Annotated in this window: 18 protein-coding genes and 1 pseudogene; 11 read left to right on the top strand and 8 right to left on the bottom strand. The window is 39.2% G+C overall.

Annotated elements, in window-relative coordinates; translation table 11 throughout:
• Positions 1 to 93 precede the first annotated feature (93 nt).
• Complete coding sequence (locus HU830_RS08450) at positions 94 to 909, bottom strand: transporter substrate-binding domain-containing protein (RefSeq protein ID WP_176943314.1); 816 nt, start codon at positions 907 to 909, stop codon at positions 94 to 96.
• Between the two features lie 12 nt (positions 910 to 921).
• On the bottom strand, positions 922 to 1,659 hold the full coding sequence (locus HU830_RS08445; RefSeq protein ID WP_324196353.1) for an amino acid ABC transporter ATP-binding protein: 738 nt from the start codon (positions 1,657 to 1,659) through the stop codon (positions 922 to 924).
• A gap of 302 nt (positions 1,660 to 1,961) precedes the next feature.
• Here HU830_RS08445 and hflX point away from each other — a divergent pair, with 302 nt between their 5' ends.
• The 6 genes from hflX to HU830_RS08415 all read left to right on the top strand — a co-directional run bounded on the left by hflX (position 1,962) and on the right by HU830_RS08415 (position 9,072).
• A complete protein-coding gene (hflX, locus tag HU830_RS08440) occupies positions 1,962 to 3,224 on the top strand; it encodes a GTPase HflX (RefSeq protein WP_176943313.1) in 1,263 nt (420 codons plus the stop codon).
• Between the two features lie 127 nt (positions 3,225 to 3,351).
• Positions 3,352 to 4,992, top strand: a complete 1,641-nt coding sequence (locus HU830_RS08435) for a peptide ABC transporter substrate-binding protein (RefSeq protein ID WP_176943312.1) — start codon at positions 3,352 to 3,354, stop codon at positions 4,990 to 4,992.
• Positions 4,993 to 5,063: 71 nt separating this feature from the next.
• Positions 5,064 to 5,999 (top strand): oligopeptide ABC transporter permease, encoded by a 936-nt coding sequence (gene opp3b / locus HU830_RS08430; RefSeq protein WP_176943311.1) that lies wholly within the window; start codon positions 5,064 to 5,066, stop codon positions 5,997 to 5,999.
• Positions 6,000 to 6,001: 2 nt separating this feature from the next.
• Positions 6,002 to 7,018, top strand: coding sequence for an ABC transporter permease (locus HU830_RS08425; protein ID WP_176943310.1), 1,017 nt, complete (start codon positions 6,002 to 6,004; stop codon positions 7,016 to 7,018).
• 15 nt (positions 7,019 to 7,033) lie between these two features.
• Positions 7,034 to 8,110, top strand: coding sequence for an ABC transporter ATP-binding protein (locus HU830_RS08420; RefSeq protein ID WP_176943309.1), 1,077 nt, complete (start codon positions 7,034 to 7,036; stop codon positions 8,108 to 8,110).
• Positions 8,110 to 9,072, top strand: a complete 963-nt coding sequence (locus HU830_RS08415) for an ABC transporter ATP-binding protein (RefSeq protein WP_176943308.1) — start codon at positions 8,110 to 8,112, stop codon at positions 9,070 to 9,072. The genes HU830_RS08420 and HU830_RS08415 overlap by 1 nt, the downstream gene beginning before the upstream one ends.
• Positions 9,073 to 9,551: 479 nt before the next feature.
• On the opposite strand, the gene HU830_RS08410 is transcribed toward HU830_RS08415, so the two are convergent.
• Positions 9,552 to 10,298, bottom strand: coding sequence for an NADPH-dependent oxidoreductase (locus HU830_RS08410; protein WP_176943307.1), 747 nt, complete (start codon positions 10,296 to 10,298; stop codon positions 9,552 to 9,554).
• A gap of 28 nt (positions 10,299 to 10,326) precedes the next feature.
• The gene (locus HU830_RS08405) at positions 10,327 to 10,935 is read right to left on the bottom strand and encodes an SOS response-associated peptidase (RefSeq protein WP_228765897.1); all 609 of its coding nucleotides are present in this window, start codon (positions 10,933 to 10,935) and stop codon (positions 10,327 to 10,329) included.
• Between the two features lie 148 nt (positions 10,936 to 11,083).
• Between HU830_RS08405 and pnuC the strand changes: the two genes are divergently transcribed.
• Entirely contained in the window at positions 11,084 to 11,821 is a 738-nt protein-coding gene (gene pnuC / locus HU830_RS08400; RefSeq protein ID WP_228765895.1) for a nicotinamide riboside transporter PnuC, read from the top strand.
• Between the two features lie 687 nt (positions 11,822 to 12,508).
• Here the strand turns inward: pnuC and HU830_RS08395 are convergent.
• On the bottom strand, positions 12,509 to 13,411 hold the full coding sequence (locus HU830_RS08395) for a helix-turn-helix domain-containing protein (protein WP_176943306.1): 903 nt from the start codon (positions 13,409 to 13,411) through the stop codon (positions 12,509 to 12,511).
• Positions 13,412 to 14,077: 666 nt separating this feature from the next.
• Between HU830_RS08395 and HU830_RS08390 the strand changes: the two genes are divergently transcribed.
• On the top strand, positions 14,078 to 14,689 hold the full coding sequence (locus HU830_RS08390) for an ATP-binding cassette domain-containing protein (RefSeq protein ID WP_176943305.1): 612 nt from the start codon (positions 14,078 to 14,080) through the stop codon (positions 14,687 to 14,689).
• Between the two features lie 688 nt (positions 14,690 to 15,377).
• Positions 15,378 to 15,692 (top strand): hypothetical protein, encoded by a 315-nt coding sequence (locus tag HU830_RS08385; RefSeq protein ID WP_176943304.1) that lies wholly within the window; start codon positions 15,378 to 15,380, stop codon positions 15,690 to 15,692.
• Between the two features lie 338 nt (positions 15,693 to 16,030).
• Here HU830_RS08385 and HU830_RS08380 read toward each other — a convergent pair whose 3' ends face one another.
• Together HU830_RS08380 and HU830_RS08375 are read right to left on the bottom strand one after the other, a co-directional pair.
• On the bottom strand, positions 16,031 to 16,444 hold the full coding sequence (locus HU830_RS08380; RefSeq protein ID WP_176943303.1) for a thioredoxin family protein: 414 nt from the start codon (positions 16,442 to 16,444) through the stop codon (positions 16,031 to 16,033).
• Between the two features lie 40 nt (positions 16,445 to 16,484).
• Positions 16,485 to 16,913, bottom strand: coding sequence for a hypothetical protein (locus tag HU830_RS08375; protein ID WP_176943302.1), 429 nt, complete (start codon positions 16,911 to 16,913; stop codon positions 16,485 to 16,487).
• A gap of 150 nt (positions 16,914 to 17,063) precedes the next feature.
• On the opposite strand from HU830_RS08375, the gene HU830_RS08370 reads away from it, so the two are divergent.
• Positions 17,064 to 17,324, top strand: coding sequence for a helix-turn-helix transcriptional regulator (locus HU830_RS08370; protein WP_176943301.1), 261 nt, complete (start codon positions 17,064 to 17,066; stop codon positions 17,322 to 17,324).
• A 248-nt stretch (positions 17,325 to 17,572) separates the two neighbouring features.
• Here HU830_RS08370 and HU830_RS08365 read toward each other — a convergent pair whose 3' ends face one another.
• A complete protein-coding gene (locus tag HU830_RS08365) occupies positions 17,573 to 18,544 on the bottom strand; it encodes an AEC family transporter (protein ID WP_176943300.1) in 972 nt (323 codons plus the stop codon).
• Between the two features lie 155 nt (positions 18,545 to 18,699).
• Here HU830_RS08365 and HU830_RS08360 point away from each other — a divergent pair.
• Positions 18,700 to 18,835, top strand: a pseudogene (locus HU830_RS08360) (helix-turn-helix domain-containing protein); the annotation flags it as partial.

Genomic DNA, 18,835 nt, shown 5'->3' with positions numbered 1-18,835 from the left:
TTAAACTGGCGATCAACGCCAAAACACTCGACAACAAGGTCCAGCCGAAACCAACCAGGAGTTGCGAGCCATAATCCGTAAAAATTTTCAGCATTATTGATACAACTCCTTATAATTAAATCCCGGGACATCGCTAAACCACTTGCGAATCAACTTATTATATTCGCCGTTGGCTTCAACTTCCTTTAAGGCCCGATCAATATCTTTTTGCAGGTCAACTTGGCCGTGGTTGACAGCAATTCCATAAGGTTCATAAGTAAAGGTTCCTCCTCGAACTTCAAAGCCCGGATTTTGGACGGCTAAACCATATAAAATCCCATTGTCTGTCGTTAAGGCTTCGCCTTGTCCCGATTTAAGAGCATTCATGGCTTGGGCATAGTCTTGTAGTTCTAAGACTCGCGCCTTGGGTGCTACCTTTTTGACGTTTTCAACCGAATTAGCGCCGACAACTCCGATAACCGTATGCCCGTTCAAGTCCTGAGCTCGTCTAATTGAAGAATTTTTGGGAACCAATAAGGATTGACCCGCTTTAAAATACATCTGGGAAAAGTTAACAATCTTTTTCCGTTCTGGAGTAATATTCAAAGTAGCGATAATCGCATCAATATTTCCGTTCTTTAGGAGCGGGATCCGCGATTGAGAAGTTACAGTTAGGAACTCAGCCTTCCCTTCAGGACCCAAAATTTGCTTCGTTAATAATTTAGCTAAATCAATGTCAAAACCTTTTTGTTGCCCATCTTGGACATCAATCAAGCCAAAAAGACGCACATCCCCTTTGACTCCCCAAGTAATTGTTTTAGACTTTTGGACATTAGCTAGCGTCGACTGTTGGGAAAGACTTTTGCCACAGCCAGTCAGCACGAACAAGCTACATAAGATTAGTAGCGGCCACCACAGCCTCTTTTTCATACCATTTACTCCTTAGTGGGTAATAATCTTACTCAAAAACTGTTGAGCCCGCTCCGTTTGCGGATGCTCAAAGAAACTCTGACTGGAATCATCTTCCACAATTTGACCGTTATCCATAAAAATTACCCGGTTAGCAACTTCTTTAGCAAAGCCCATTTCGTGAGTCACAATTAAAGAGGTCATATCGCTATCGGAAGTAATCGTTTTAATAACTTGCAAAACATCATCAATCATTTCCGGATCAAGTGCTGAAGTTGGTTCATCGAACAAGAGTAATTTTGGCCGCATGGCCAAGGAACGCGCAATCGCTACCCGTTGCTTTTGCCCACCAGAAATCTGCGAAGGCATATTATCTGCCTTGCTTTCTAAGCCAACCATCGTTAAAAGCTTCATCGCCCGTTCGCGATTTTCCGCTTCGGGAACATGACTAACAATTCGAGGAGCTAACATAATATTTTCCAAAACACTTTTATTCGCGTATAAATTAAAATGTTGAAAGACCATCCCCACATCCCGCCGGAGGACATTGAGATTTGTTTTAGGATCGGACAAATTATGGTTATTAACAATTAATTGTCCTTTTTGGATTGACTCCAGTCCGTTCACCGTCCGTACCAAAGTACTCTTTCCCGAACCAGAAGGTCCGATTAAGACGACGGTCTCACCCTTATCGATTTCCAGATTAACATCCGTCAAAGCGTGAAATTGACCATAATATTTCTGAACATCATGGAATTCGATCATTGACATTATTTTCACTCCCTAAAATATTTTGCAAGCGTAATATTGGGCTTTTGATCGGAGAAACTATTTTTCCCAAATATTAAAAAATGCAAATTAAGTCCAATACTTGTTATTATACCACCAACTAGAAGCCGACGACAATTATCCTCCTACGGAAGACTTTTTCGGTAAGGACTGAATTAATTTTTTCTCACATAGATTCACTTCTAGGTGATTAAATTATTTTTCTGCTAGCCCGCAAACATCCCTTTTTAAGTTAAACTAAGAATAATTGAAAAAATTTTCTCCTATAGAAAGAAGGCTCCTTTATGACTACTCTTCTTCCCGTAATGATTGCGGGTGTTAGTCATCAACAAACAGATTTTGAAAATTCGCTCCATGAGCTAGCTCAACTAGCTGCCACCCAAAATTATCAAGTTGTCGCTATTGAACGGCAAATGTTACCACAAGTCAATCGGCAAACTTACTTTGGCACCGGCAAAATTAAAAGTTTACAAGCTCAAGCTCAGGCAACCGGAGCAAAACTCATTCTTATTAATGATGAACTCACTCCCACCCAATTACGCAACTTAGAAAATGCCACCCAGTACCGTCTTTTAGATCGGACCGAATTAATTCTCCAAATTTTCGCCCAACAAGCTCATACTCGTCCGGCTCAACTGCAAGTTCGCCTGGCTCAATTAAAATATCAATTACCAAGAATTCATCCCTCAAATAATCCCCTTGATCAACAACGCGGCGGCAGTGGTTTTAATAATCGGGGCGCCGGAGAAAGTCAACGCGAACTCAACAAACGCCAACTCCGGCAAAAAATCCAACAATATCAAAAAGAACTCCGCCAACTACAACAGACTTTTGCGACCCAAAGTCAAAAGCGGCAACAAGCGGATATCTTGCGGGTTGCTTTAGTTGGCTACACGAATGCCGGAAAATCTTCTACTCTTAATGCCCTTTTAAAATGTACCCCAGAGCAAACTGCTAAAGAAGTTTTAGTAGAAGATCAACTCTTCGCAACTTTAGATACGGCTGTCCGGGAAATCAAAGTTCCTAATTATCCTGCTTTTTTAATTTCTGATACAGTTGGCTTTATTGACAAACTACCAACGCTGCTCGTGGAATCTTTCCGGAGTACGCTGGAGGAAGCCCGGCAAGCCGATCTCTTGGTTCAAGTAATTGACGGAACTAATCCTGATCCAGAAGCCATCATTCAAACAACTAATAAAATCTTGGCACAATTAGAAATTACCGATAAGCCAATGATTTATGCCTATAATAAGGCTGACCTCCAAACAGCCAAACCCACTAATTCTCCTATAGGAACGACCATCAGCTATTCCGCCCATAATCTAACTAGTGTTCAAAAATTATTAAGCCTAATTTTGCAACAATTATTCGCCAGTTATCGTCCCTTAACTCTTTTAGTTCCGTTCACTGAAGGCCCTCTAATTAATCAAATTTTATGTAATGAAATTATTCGCGATCAAAGCTATACAGAATCTGGAATTAAATTTCACCTTTTCGCCAACCCTAAAAGTTATAATAAGTTACAACAATGGCAAAGTAATCTTTAATCTCATTCTTAAATCTTGCAATCACTAATCAGTCCCTGATGAGCATCTTTTAATCATGACTATTTACTTTTAATATAGTCCATTGTAAACTATGGATGTTATCTATATTTTTTAGGAGTGAAATATCATGAAGTTAAAAAAATTACTGGCAGTAGGGACAACCTCTCTTCTTGCCGTCGGCTTCTTAGCCGGTTGTGGCTCTAAGCAAGCCCAAGCGCCGAAAGACACGGTTGGAATTAGTAGCAAAGACATAATTGCCACCGCCGACTCTTCACTCAATACCGATAATATTGGGAGTCAAGCTTTGGTAGACACAATGGAAGGTTTGTACCGCTGGAAAGGAAAGACTCTAGTTCCCGGCGTATCTACAAAAATTGTTAAACCAACGAATAACGGTTTAACCTATACCTTCAAGTTGCGTAAAGACTCCAAATGGAGTAACGGCGATCCCGTAACCGCCCAAGATTTTGTTTATGCTTGGAAGCGGACCGTTGATCCTAAAACCAAGTCGCAATATGCTTACATCTTTGAAGGGATCGCCAACGCTAAAGACATCTCTGCTGGCAAGAAACCTGTCGATACGATGGGTGTCAAAGCGATTGACGATCATACTTTCCAAGTTAACTTAGAAAAACCAATTCCTTACTTTAACAAATTAATTGCTAACGCTACATTCTACCCTTTGCAAGAAAAGACCGTTAAGAAGTGGGGCAAGAAATACGGCACCAACTCCAAGACCATGATTTTCAACGGACCTTACAAATTAGTTAATTGGAACAGTCCTGATAACTCCTGGAAAGAAACTAAGAACAATAAGTACTGGAATTCCAAAGCCGTTAAAGTTAAGAATTTGAAGTATCAAGTTGTTAAAGACAATTCAACTTCGGTTAACTTATTCCAAGCAAATAAATTAGACCGGGCACAAGTTTCCGGTGATACCGCTAAACAAATGAAAGATAATAAAGATTACGGTGAAGTTAAACAAAACTCAACTTTCTTTATTGAAATGAACCAAGAAAAGAATCCTCTTTTCAAGAACCAAAAGATTCGTCAAGCCTTATCTTTGGCTTTAAACCGGAAACAATTGGTTGATAAAGTCTTAGGTTCTGGTTGTTCCCCCGCTAATTCAATTACTCCCGCTAAGATGGCTTATGATCCTCAAGATAACTCCAAAGACTTCGTTGCTCAAACCAGCAAAACTGGGAAGGCCAATGCTTCCTATGACTTGAAGAAAGCCAAGAAGCTCTGGAAGGAAGGTCTCGCTGAAACTGGTAATACCGGTAAGAAGCTCGATCTCGTCTTGTTAGGTGATGACACCGACAGCTCAAAGAAGCGAGACGAGTTCCTGCAAAATCAATTGGGTAAACTTCCCGGCTTGAAGATTACGATCAATGATGTTCCTTTCAAGTCCCGTTTGAACCGGGCCATTTCTGGAGACTTTGACCTTGTTGTTACTGGTTGGATTGCTGATTTTCCTGATCCAATTAACTTCTTAACCCTCTTCACAGAAGGTGCAAGCAACAACAATGGTAAATGGGTTAACAAAGAATACAACGACCTTGTCAAAAAGAGTATGAATGAAGATGCTAATAACCCAGCTGCTCGTTGGAAAGATATGCAAGATGCTCAAAACATCATCAACGAACAACAAGGGGTCATCCCACTATTCCAAAATGGGGAAGCTTACTTGACTCATAAACGTCTTAAGGGCGTCGACTTTGGTTCATCTGGTACTTATAACCAAATGTCGCTTTATACTAAGGAATAAATGTTCAACAAATATAAAAGTGAAGTTATTTCTAGCTTCGCTTTTATTTTGTTAATTAAGGAGGTTTTCCAATGTTTAAATATATCCTTAAACGGCTCTTTTATATGATCCTGACCTTATTCATTGTGGCCAGTGTAACCTTCTTCATGATGAAGTTGATGCCCGGAACGCCGTTTACGAATCAAGAAAAACTGTCGGCTGCGCAATTAAAGATCATGAATGAGCAGTACGGCTTAAATAAACCAATTTGGCAACAATATGTCATTTATATTGCCAACTTACTCCACGGTGACTTTGGAACTTCTTTCCAATTTAATAACCAGCCGGTCTTATCCTTAATCTTGACTCGGCTCCAACCTTCCTTATTAATTGGTTCGCAAGCAATGATTATTGGCTCGCTCCTCGGAATCTTGTTAGGTGCCGTGGCTGCCATGAACAAGAACAACTGGATTGATAGTTTGGCAACTTTCGTTTCCATCCTCGGAATCTCCGTTCCCAGTTTTGTTTTAGGGGTCTTACTTCAATACTACCTGGCTTTCAAATGGCACATGTTTCCGATTGCTCTCTGGAACGGCTGGGAATACAGTATTCTGCCATCCATTGCCCTGGCCTTTTCTCCGCTGGCCCAAACCGCTCGTTTCATGCGGACAGAAATGGTCGATGTCTTAAACAGTGACTATATCGAATTATCCAAAGCTAAAGGGAATACCCGTTGGCAAACGGTGGTTAAACATACCTTGCGAAACTCTTTGATCCCCGTAATCACGATTATTGGTCCCTTAACTGCTAATATCTTAACTGGTTCCTTAGTTGTTGAAAATATTTTCTCAATTCCAGGAATTGGGGAACAATTTGTTAAGTCAATCATGACTAACGACTATCCAACCATCATGGGACTAACCATTTTCTATTCCTTAATGTTTATGGCCATGCTCTTAATTACCGATATTCTTTACAGTATTATCGATCCACGAATCAAACTAACCAATAGCAAGGGGGTTAACTAATTATGACCGACGTGAAAATTACCGCCGCTAGTTTTAAGAAACTAGAAGGCGATCAATCGCAAAATCAAGAAAAAATTAGCGCACCTTCTTTAACATTCTTCCAAGATGCCGTCCGGCGTCTTCGGAAAAATAAAGTCGCGGTCGTTTCCTTTTTCGTTTTAGTTTTAATTGCCCTAATTGCTTTCTGCGCGCCAATTTTATCGCCGCGCGATCCCAACGCTCAAAATCCTAATTACGCTAACTTACCGCCGCGAATCGCCAATACTGATATTCCTGGTTTCCGCGGTAAAATTAAAAATGCTGCTGGTATTGAAACCGATCCTTATAGCAGTAACGGAGTTCCCAAAGACCGGACCTATATCTTAGGAACCGACTATCTCGGACGAGATCTATTCTCCCGAATCCTTTATGGAACTCGGCTCTCCTTGATTATTGCTGTCATTGCCACTTTAGTGGACCTTTTAATTGGACTACCCTACGGGATTATCTCCGGTTGGAAAGGGGGCGTCGTCGATTTAGTTCTGCAAAGAATTATTGAAATTATTTCGTCGGTGCCGAACCTAATCGTGGTTATCTTATTGCTCTTAATTCTTAAACCCGGTTTAACCTCGATTGTCTTAGCGATTGCCTTCAGTAGTTGGGTCACTATGGCCCGCCTGATTCGAGCCCAGACTCTGCAACTTAAGGAACAAGAATATGTGCTCGCTTCAATTACCCTTGGAGAATCACCTCTCAAAATTGCGATTAAACATTTAATTCCCAACCTTTCTTCGACGATTATTATTCAAACCATGTTCTCAATTCCAACGGCTATTTTCTTCGAAGCTTTCCTTAGTTTCATTGGGATTGGGATTCCAGCGCCGAACGCTTCTCTGGGAACCTTACTATCTGATGGTCAAAAAGCCTTCCGTTTCTTGCCTTACCAGATGTGGTATCCAGCATTAGTCTTATGTATCTTGATGATTGCCTTTAACCTCTTTGCGGACGGCTTACGAGATGCATTTGATCCGAAATCTTAAGAGGAGGTCTGTCTGATGAGTAATAATATTCTCGAAGTCAAAAATTTAAAAATTAATTTTGCGACGTTTGCCGGGACCGTACAGGCCATTCGCGACGTCAGCTTTAATCTTAAAAAAGGGGAAACCTTAGCCATCGTGGGCGAGTCAGGATCCGGTAAATCGGTAACAACCCGCAGTATCATGGGACTTCTAGCTCCTAACGCACAAGTTGAAAGCGGCCAAATCAAGTTTAAAGGGCGCGATTTACTAAAAGAATCGACTAAAGAAATGGATCACCATCGGGGCAACGATATCTCCATGATTTTCCAAGATCCAATGACTTCTTTAGATCCGACGATGCCCATTGGCAAACAAGTAGCGGAACCGCTCCGGATTCATAGTAATATTTCCAAAGAAAAGGCCCTCAAGCGGGCCCAAGAAGTCCTTGAATTAGTGGGTATCCCCAACGCTAAAGAACGGATGAAAGACTTCCCTCATCAATTTTCTGGGGGTCAACGACAAAGAATCGTGATTGCGATCGCTATTGTTAATTATCCCGAAATTCTGATTGCTGACGAACCGACAACTGCCCTTGACGTAACCGTCCAAGCCCAAATCATTGATTTAATGCGTGAATTGCAGGAAAAACTGGAAACCTCAATTATTTTCATTACTCACGATTTAGGTGTGGTAGCGGGAATTGCTGATCGAGTAGCCGTAATGTATGCCGGGAAGATTGTCGAATACGGCACGGTTGATGAAATTTTCTACAAGCCACAACACCCTTATACTTGGGGCCTGCTTAGTTCTATGCCGACCCTGGATATCGGAAGTGGTAAATTGGCTTCCATCCCGGGAACTCCGCCAGATCTTTTGGATCCGCCCAAAGGTGACGCCTTCGCACCCCGGAATCCTTACGCCATGCAAATTGATATCGAAGCTCAACCACCTTACTTTAAGGTCAGTGAGACTCATTATGCCGCTACTTGGTTACTCCATCCAGATGCCCCAGATGTTGCTCCTCCCGCAGCGATCCAACAACGAAGTGCGGAGTACGACCACCTCTTTAAAGCGGGTAAAATTGAAACACCGATCGAAGGAGGCCAAGACTAATGACTGAACAACCGAAAAAGATTGTCCAAGTAAAACAGCTCAAACAATATTTCAATATTGGCAAGGCCAACGAAGTCCGGGCAGTTGATGATATTAGTTTTGATATTTATGAAGGAGAAACCTTTGGCCTTGTAGGAGAATCTGGTTCTGGGAAAAGTACCACCGGACGCAGCATTATCCGCCTCTACAACCCAACTTCCGGTCAAATTCTCTTTAAAGATCAGGATATCAGTAAAATCAAACATCATGGTCCCGAAATGTTGCAGTTCCGCCGGCAAACTCAGATGATTTTCCAAGATCCTTACGCTTCTTTAGACCCGCGGATGAAGGTTAAAGATATTATCGCTGAAGGTATAGACATTCATCACTTAGCCAAGAGTACTGCTGAGAGAGATCAAAAGGTCAAAGAACTGCTAAAAGTTGTCGGCCTCAATCCAGATCATGCGACCCGCTACCCTCACGAATTCTCCGGTGGGCAACGACAAAGAATAGGGATTGCTCGCGCACTGGCAGTCGATCCGCAATTTATCATCGCTGACGAACCAATTTCCGCGCTGGACGTCTCCATTCAGGCCCAAGTCGTCAACTTGATGAAAGAAATTCAACGGCAAAAGAATTTAACTTATTTATTCATCGCCCATGATCTTTCCATGGTGAAGTATATTAGTGACCGCATTGCGGTTATGCACCAAGGACGCTTGATGGAACTAGGAACTGCTGAGGAAGTTTACAATCATCCTTTGCATCCTTATACCAAGAGTCTCCTTTCCGCAGTTCCTCTTCCCGACCCCGAATTAGAACGCGGTCGGCAAAGAATTCCCTATGATACTTCGATTGAAAAAGGCTACGACCATAATCATGCTTTACGAGAAATTACTCCGGGTCACCAAGTCTTTTGTACCGAGGAAGAAATTCCGCAATACCAAGATGACGCTGCTAGTTATCAAACTGAAAAAGCCTAATTCCACTTCACAAGTATAATCTAAGAGTAGAGACAACAAACATAACAAAAACCTAGATGAAAATTAATTTTCATCTAGGTTTTTGTGTACTAGGCAGAATTATCTATTTCGGAATAGTTGACCCTCATTTTAAAAGCTTTAATCTTGAACTTGGTTTCTACCTATGTTATTGTCTTCTTGCATTACCAGAGCCCTACTGGAATTAGGGCCTGACTGCGGATCCACGATATGTGGACTTTACCTACATTGGTAGTCGTGAGTGTTGATGGGACTCACGGCTATTTTTTTGCTATATTTTATCTAAACTAAAAAAGTGCCCCTAGAATTTCTTCCATTGACACTCTAAGCGATGATGAAAAATATCCTCATATTTAGGAAATTTTCAACAATATTTTTTAGCATGTTTTTAAATTAACTTAATCTCTTCCATTATCACTCTTGGTCTTCTTTTTTACCTTATTTACTATTTAATTGACCCATCAGTGTAAACATAATTTTTGAGCGTGTAAGATATCTAAAATGTGGCGACGTTGGGCGGGACTCTTAGTTAAATTAGTCCCTACCTGATGCGTAAAGGAGTCAACTCGCCGGTTAGCATCCCTTAGATCATAATAAGTCTGGACAACTTGATCATATTCTCCAAAGTCAGCCAGCTGATAATCAGGTTGGTAGTGATTAGTAAAGGTCCGTAAAGATAACGGCATCCGTGGCTTCAATTGTGGCTTTTGATCAGGGATTCCAACTTGAAGGCCGAGCAAAGGAAAAGTTAGTTCGGGCAATTGTAAAGCCGTCACTACTTTCTGCGCATCATTTTGAATACTCCCCAAAAAAACCGCTCCTAAGCCAAGGCTTTCCGCAGCGGTCGTGAAGTTTTGCGCCGCTAATACGGTATCTTCCACTGCTTGTAAGAAAACATCTGTCCCGTGCATTTGCTCAGTGGCTAATCCTTGGGTCGCCAAGATCTGACGATTGCGGTATAAATCAACTACAAAGACAAATAAATCACCATTAGCACCGACATAAGGCTGATTACAGACTTCCCGGATCGTCGTCCGAATTTCTGGGTCAGTGACATGAATTAAGCTGGTTTGTTGCATAAACATTGATGTTGCCGTCTGCCGAACTACCTCGGTCAGAGTCTGGTACTGTTCCGGCGTCAAGGTTTGATCTTTAAAAGCCCGAATGGTCCGCCGTTTTAATAACAAATCTAAGACTTGATTATTCATTATTAATCCCTCATTTCTCTTCCTTACTTTACCATAAAGTTGGCTTGGCCGGGACCGCGGTTAAGGTTGGCATGGAAGCCTGCAGAAAGTTCCTAGCCCAGTTTTGATCTTGCAACCACTTAATAATCTGATCTTTTCGTAAAATTAAAGGCATCCGGTTATGAACTGCAGCAACAGAAACATTAGGCTGCGTCGTCAGTAAGCTACTACGCCTTTCTCCCGCAAAGGTCTCATAGATCCCGGCAATGTATAAGGCTGTAGGTTGTGTTTGATAATTAAACCAGACAGCTTCGTGTTGCGAGTTAAACTCAAAGAAACCCGAAGTTGGATAGACTAACCGCCGTCTTGCAAAGGCTGCAGCAAACAAAGGCTTTTGAGCCACTGTTTCACTCCGGGCATTAATGACTAGTTGATCTTTGGGTCCGCTCAAAAGGCCCCATTTCATTGCTCCTACCTTAATTTGTTGGGCCTCTTGCCAAACCACTGCGCAGGAATCATTCGGACGGACTAGGCCGGTCTGAACCGTAAATCCTTGGCGAGTGGCTAACTCATAAATCCGCCTTAGTTCTGCTTGGGCTTGAGGTTGAAACATAAATCGACCACACATCAAAGTCATCTTCTTTTCATATTTTTTCATTTGCAAAGCTCTAATCATAGCCCGACATCTACATTTTGTGTATAATTAATTCTATACCACATATATTTTGTGTTTTAAAGTCTTTATTTTCTGTAATTTGCGACTAAACTAAGAATATAAAATCTAAACAGCAAAGGAAGTTAGTACTTTGGCAAACAAACACGAAAATTATTTTACCTGGCTCTTTCATCAGTTACAGGGCTGGCCGCAACAAAATTATTATCTTTTCTGGTTTTCCTTCGGCTGCCAGATCATGACCCTAGTCGATCATCCCATCACCTGGGTCACAGTGATCACTTTTATTGGGACAACCCTAGGGGTTCTCTGCGTCCTTGCGATTAACGCCGCCAAGGCAATTAACGGCTGGCTGGGACTTTTAAGTGCCGCTTGCTTTATCTTTATCGGTTTCGCTGCCAAAAATTACTTATCGATTGTCGAACAAATTATTTATATTTTAACCCTTGATTTACCTATTTTACTCAGCTCTAAGTCTTGGAATGACGAAACTAAAAATAATATTAAAAAATTCCACGCTAAAGAATGGACGATTTCAATTGTCTTCACCCTCGTCTTGTGGGCCGTTAGTGCCTACCTCATTGGCTTACTAACTAATGATCCTCGGCCAATTGTTGATGGAATTTCCTTTGCGGTCAGCACCACAGGGGGAATTGTCTGCTACCTACGTTACAGCAACCAGTACTTCTGGTGGCTCTTCAGTGGAATTGCTCAATTAATTCTCTGGGCAATTACCTTTGGTCAAGGCGATGCCAATTTAGGGATGGCTATTAATTCTAGTGTCTACATCCTCAATGACGTTATCGCTTTTACCGTTAGTCCTTGGTTTAATCGTGGACGACGCCGTTTGGGACTGAAAGATGTGCAGTAAATAGCTGAACTTGGGCAAAGATATACTACCTGCAAATATAGCCAACAAAAACCTAGATGAAAATTAATTTTCATCTAGGTTTTTGCGTTTTCAGAAAAAGTGGGTTAGTTCAGCTAACTCAAGAGGAGAATTTTTCTAAATCAATTTCTTCTTAATTATAATTCAAAAAACTCCAAAAAGGAGTGGAGTCCTTCTCGGAGTTCATAACAACCCATTTACCGCGCTGACGTCATACTCTCTTAACCTTCGAGAATAAGTGGAGAAATTATCAATTTAGAGTAATTACTTTTATGAAAAACCTCAAAAAGAGTGGAGTTCTTTTTAAGATTCGTGGTAAATGGCTTATTATAGCTATCACAATACATCTTCTCTACCTAAATCACAATTCAAATTCCAAACAAAGAGACATATTTTCCCAACAGAAAATTAGTTTTTTGAAAAACAAGTGTTTTAGGGTATTATTATTATCACTTTTGGCTAAATAAAAGATCTAAAACTAATAGAACTAGTTCTAGACCTTTCATTTTTAAGATCAACTATCATTAACCAACGATTTGAATATCAGATTTTGTCATTAGATTTACCCCCCTCTAATTTATACAACCAAAAACAAATAAATCAATGAAGATTACAACCAAATAATACTCTATAGAATATATTGGGACAAAAATCTTCTAAAAAGAAAATTTACTTACTAAGATCATGAACAACCATATCTAATCGTTTTAAATAATCCGCACTCCAGCCAGCCAAACGAAAAGCCGTCAGGATAGATTTGAGATCCTGTTTATTTCTCTTAATTGCCGCCTGACAATAAGCTCCCAATAATTTATGGAAAAGAAAATTAGGGGTATCCGGTAAGTTTTGAATGTACTCTAGCGGTAATTTTGTTAATTCAGGAGACTGATGATCACAACACATGGTTACAAAGTTTAATATCGCATCAGCTACTGCCTGTTGATACCGATAATCGACATCTTCCCGATTATTGACGCTTTTCAGTAAAGCATTAATTAAAAACGACAACTCTCCTAAATCATAAATCGGTAACGAATTAGCAAAAATGCGCACCGAGGTATAATCCCAAGTATCTAGGTCAAACAACATCGTGCGAATACTTTGCTTTTCTTTCTTCGACAACATTTCATAATTATCGGTGATCATCGCTAAGTAGAGCCGTGACCGAAGTAGCAATCTCCTACTAGCTGGTGTTTCTGGCTGAATAGCTTTAATTTCAGTGACGGCTTTTTTCACATCAGGGATATTGTTCTCATAAAAGTCCCTAGTTAAGCGATTCTCTAGATAGCCAAAACTATTATGATTTCGATCTAAGTGAACGTCAACTTCTGAAAGAAATTTGCCCTTATCAATATCATTAGCATTTAAAATTTTGACTAAATCAATTGCATTGATCTCACTTACACCATTTTCTACCTTAGAATAAAATGATGTCGACATGACTCCAGCAACCATATCTTTCTGCTTCAAACGACGGTGAAGTCGTTCTCTTTTCAATAGATCACCAATCTCCGTCATCATTACCATCCCCTCTAAAATATAACCAGCTAGATCTCCATATGTAATCCGCAAACTTAATCCTTCTCATCACTAATCCAATTTACGGATAGATTATTACAAGTCTGCTGATCCGGCAAATCCATTTTTTTATATTGATAATCATTTTTACAGGTATATATTTTCTGGTTATTTATATTCCTACTAATCAATATATTTCTATACGAAAACAATTTAACAACTATTTTATAATTTAGATTGAAAGCGAGCGAAAGCAACCGGAAAATCTTCAACATGAAAAGATAAATTTCAAATTTTAAAAATCTGGTTTGCATTACATGCTCCCCTAACCCTAGTTTCTAGAAATTATCAATTACACTCTTTCAATTATCAAATTATCTACTTAGAGAGATCTAATCTTAATCAAAAAACAGAATAAACAATTACTATTTCTATTATATCGAATCAAAATTATTACTGTCAATCTATTTCATGATAAATCAGTAACTGATTTTTAATTTAATTTGGCAAAAAATTAACCCATCTTACCTATGACTACTCTGCCTTTTAGATTGATTTAACCGACTAACAGCTTAATTTACAACCATACTGGCTTAAACTCTGTATTTTTTTGAAAATAATATGATATTCTTAATTAAACACAATATTAGGTGCAAATTATCTAAATAAACAGTCTTCTCTCTAATCAGAGAAGATTCTTTCTTTATTTGGGGGAAACCAATGTTCAAAATTCCAAATCTAACTCTAGTTCAGCGAGAACCAATCTTACAAGCTGCTAGCTACACTTTCCAAGAAGGTCAAATTTATCTTTTGCAAGCTGAAAATGGCTCTGGGAAAACTACATTTTTACGTTCCTTGGTCAATCTTGTTCCGAAGAAATCTAGAATAATAAGCTTTGGTCAAGTTCCCTGCTCTCAGGTTAAAGCTAAGGTTTTTTATTTTGAGAGTTCAGATTGGTTTAACCCCAACCTTTCAGGAAAAGACTATCTGCAATTTATTCAACAACAATGGTGGTCTCCTATTCCCTTAGATCCAGAAACTCAACGCCGGCAAATGCAAGATTACTATAAACTTCCGATCAAAAAATATTCTTTGGGAATGAAGCAAAAATTACTCATTGACCTTTATCGCGTCAGTGGTGCTCAATATCTACTAATGGATGAAATTAATAATGGCTCAGATCAAGCTAGCCGAGAAATTTTGTATCAGCAACTGATCGATTTAGCACAAGAGGGAAAATTAATCATCATTGCCTCTCACTATCAAGATGAGATTAAAATTATTGTTTCGCAGGCCCTTTCTTTAAAGCGGTTGCAACTTCAGGAGGATTAAAACTGTGCAAAAGGCCCTGCAAAATGCTAAAAAGCAGCTCCAAAAACCAGATCTAAGTTCTCAAGATCGCGAGCTAGCAACACAAGAAATTAATTTTTAGCGCCAACCAATCCACCAAGATCGCCAAATATTAGCCGACTTAGGTCACAAGAAATGAGCTCAAGCTTATACAGCTTTAGAAAGACAAGCCCAGCAATTTTTAAATGCTGGAAAAAAGGATCAGACGCTTACAACTTTCTCTCAAGAACAGCTACAACGGGAAATTTCCCGCTATCAAAGCCTAAAGCAAACTGTCTTTCCCGAAGAAAGTGAAGAATTCCCGAATTCAGGCTGGTTATTTACCCTTACTAGCTTTGCCAACCTTCTCCCAGTCTTATTCCCCTTAATTTTAATTTTTCTACTAATCAAACTTTACACCAATCGTTATGTTCAAGGCTTAGACAAAAACACTCTTCTTCGGCTCCGTTCAGTAACCCTGCTTGATTTAATCACCGGCTTCACCACAAGCCTCCTTTTTCTCGGAGCAACTATTCTTTTGACCTTTACGATCACTAGCCTCCTTGCTCACCCAGGCTCTTGGAATTATCCGATTTACTCTTGGAACCTAGCGAGCCAGGCCAGTCACTATCTGCTTCTAAAAAATCTGCTTGGGCCAACTATCCTCTTATTTATTTTGGAACTAATTTTTTTGACTAGTGCCATCTTATTGATTACCAAAATTTTTCGAACGCTGCTGACATCTCTACTGGTGGTCCTCTTAGTTTTATTGGGAGGCGCCAACTTGACGCCTTTCGTTGAATTTCTTAGTCACTGGGCTCATTATTTACCGACCACCTTTTTCTTCAGCTTTCGGACGGTCAACGGAAGCTTAGGCTTTCAACTACAAAATTCTCAAGTCACTTATCACTGGGGCTTAATCGTGCTTACTAGTGCTAGTCTAATTTTAATTCTCCTCAATCTTAGCTGGACTCCCCTGCAAAACTTCATCCAACAAAAAAAATAAATTTTAACTAATTTAGGCTTGATCAAGATCATGAAAGTGAACCGAGCTAATGATATCAAGGTTCTCACTTTGAAACTGGTCCTACTTCTAGTCGGCAATACTATCTGGAATATCCAAAAAGAGTCTGTAATAAATCTCCAGACTCTTTTTTTGATAGCTATGATGACTCTTGATTATAACTTCCCAATAGATCAATCACCCTGCTTAGATGGGCTCAGATTATTTAGTCTTTATTGCCAACAATTTTCACTAAACAAGTAATTGCCACATAAACAAGCACATAAACAATTAAAAACACTATAAAATTAATCATCAAATTACTCTTAATCAACGGGACCTTATCCAACAGCCCGGTAAGAAAGAACGTTAGAATCATTGCGATAATAATTTTCACTATTTTCCTCCTGTCGAACAGCAAGTTTAGAATAACTATGCGTTCTCCTAATTTCCTTACCATTTTTTACATAGATGACTGTTGGAACAGTACTAATATCAAATTTCTCCAATAAGTTAATTTTATCTTCGATTTTCATCGAATCAGTATCAATATAATATGTCTTCGTATCTAACTTTTTTCTAAGAAAATTATTAATCATAAAATCTTTACAAGCAGAACAAGTTTCTTTGCCAATAAATACCACATAATTCTTATCTTTAATTGCTGATATTGATCGTACTTTTTTAAACCTAGTAACCTCATTTTGATAAACTTTTTGCTGTACAATCGGCTTTAAACTAATAAATATTACCATTAAACCTAACAAGCTAATAAATATGACTATAACTTTTCTCCTAACCAATTACAGCACATACCTTTTTTGTTGCCCAATTTGAATTACGATACGCCCTACAAAACCTTGCTGCACCATAATCTAAAAGTTTCTTCGCTAACCATCCTAAGCCAGCACTAGCCAAAACTTTGGCTGCCCATAAAACCAGCGGCGCAACTCTAGCATTATTATTATTTAGGATTTGTTCTTTTTCAGAATCAGATAATTTATCGAATTTGCTTATCAACATTTGCTCTTGTTTTTTACTCATTCCAGATTCTTCAGCAAATTCTGAACTAACTTCAATTTTACCTTTCTTTTGATTATATTCAATTGCCGTATCTGGTTCTTTTATATCCGCAACAGCCATTGTTCCTGTACTTGCAATTACGTTTAAAACTGTAATAACCGCCAAAAAACCACCAATAATTTTCTTTCCAATGTTCTTCATTTATAAATCCCCCTTTTATAAATTCCCCTTTTTTATTTTTTGTACATCCTTAATTTATCAAAAACCCCAAAAAATTATCAGTATATGTAGGTTTACATTGCGCACCAAAGACTTTACATGCTATGATTCTACTCAAAAAGAGGGGATAATATGGAACTTGCTCAAAATCTCAAAAAGTATCGAAAACTAGCGCAATTGTCGCAACAGGAAGTTGCTGACTCGCTGCAGATTTCTAGACAGTCCATCTCAAAATGGGAAAATGGTACCCATCTACCTGATCTTCATAATATTCAACGGCTGGGAAAACTCTACCAGGTTTCTCTAGATGAATTAATTAACGGGAAGGTTCAAAACGGTCCGCTAGCCTCAAATGACGAAAGTGCTTTGTTATTCATAATAACTCGAATATGAGCGTTCCTTCCAATCATCGATATTTTTGCCCCGCTATACGTAATAAAAAGAAATCAGAGAGTAAATCGCTTCTATTCTTGGATTCTTTGGCTCAATATTGCTTGTTTTATACTAGCGCTCCTTAGTAATATTGCAGCAATTTTTTTATCAAAAAAGCTTCTATAATGTTCGCCTCCAATACATTTAGTTCAGATTATTGATATATAAAAAAGACGAATCCGAGATGGATTCGTCTTTTAAAATTCTAATTAAATAAAGTTGATAATTCCCATAATAATTGGCACTACGATAATAAATAAGGTTGAGGTAGAAACCACGATATTTGTCGCAAATTTAACATCACTATGATAAGTGTTAGCTAAAATTGGTAAGACCGCGAGAGCTGGGGTAGCAGCTTGAATGATCAAAGTCTTCGAAAAGACCGGAACCATATGCATTCCCGCATGCAAACCGATGAAGATAATTAAGCCCATAATAATTGGCGAAATTACAAACCGACCTAAAAGGGTCAAAACGACATGCCGATCGAACTTCATATTCTTCAAACCAAAGGTGCTGAGCATAATCCCAATATAGATTAAAGATAACGGCGTTACTAAAGCACCAACGGAACTTAAAGTTGAAGTGATAAAAGTTGGTAATTGCGTTGCAGCATGTGGCCAGAAGAAAATAAATGGTAAAGCGACAATGAATCCCCAGAGAGGTGTGGGAATCAAGTGATGCCAGTCAAATTGAGCTTTTTGACCTGAAGCTGTGGGATCGTCAGCGGCAATTACCCAAACTCCGAAGGTCCAGATAACCACTGTATTAACAATATAATAAACTAATAAATAAGGAACTGAATTTTTGCCAAAGAGAGCGATGTTCAACGGCATCCCGATGAAAACTGTATTTGCTCCGTTAATCGCCGTCATCATTAATCCTCGACGACCCTTAGGAACTTTAAACAATCGGGTCTCGCCCCAGGCAATTAAGTAACCCACAATGACTGCTAAAATTGAATATAACAAACCAACTGATAAAGTCTGTAATTGAGCGGGTTTAAATCGCTCTAACATTGCCATAAAGATCGAAGCCGGTAAACCGACATTCATAATTAATTTTGATAAGGCCCCAGAAAAACCGTCATCAAACCAGCCTTTATTCTGACAAATATAACCAATCGCAATCATAATCACGATGGAGAGGACACTCTGAATCGAAGTCCAAAAAACATCCATATATCTACATCTCCATTTCAAATTGTCGATTCTGAAAATCGACCAATAGAAGTAGGATAACACTTTCTTCCGAGAAATTCACTTAAACTATTTCGAAAATGTACCGACCCCCAAAAATTAGACCAAAAATCTAGCTTCTGGAGGTTGGTATTTTTATGGCTAAATATTGTTTTGAACTTAAGTTAAAGATCGTTCACGAATATCTTGCGGGAGAAGGTGGCGTACCTTATTTATCAAAGAAATACAGCATCAAGTCTCAAAGGCAAGTGGTGAATTGGATCAATGTCTATC

Origin of the sequence: Bombilactobacillus apium (genome assembly GCF_013385145.1) — a bacterium.
In the GTDB taxonomy this organism is placed as follows: domain Bacteria; phylum Bacillota; class Bacilli; order Lactobacillales; family Lactobacillaceae; genus Bombilactobacillus; species Bombilactobacillus apium.
This window is presented reverse-complemented; position numbering and strand designations above follow the sequence as displayed.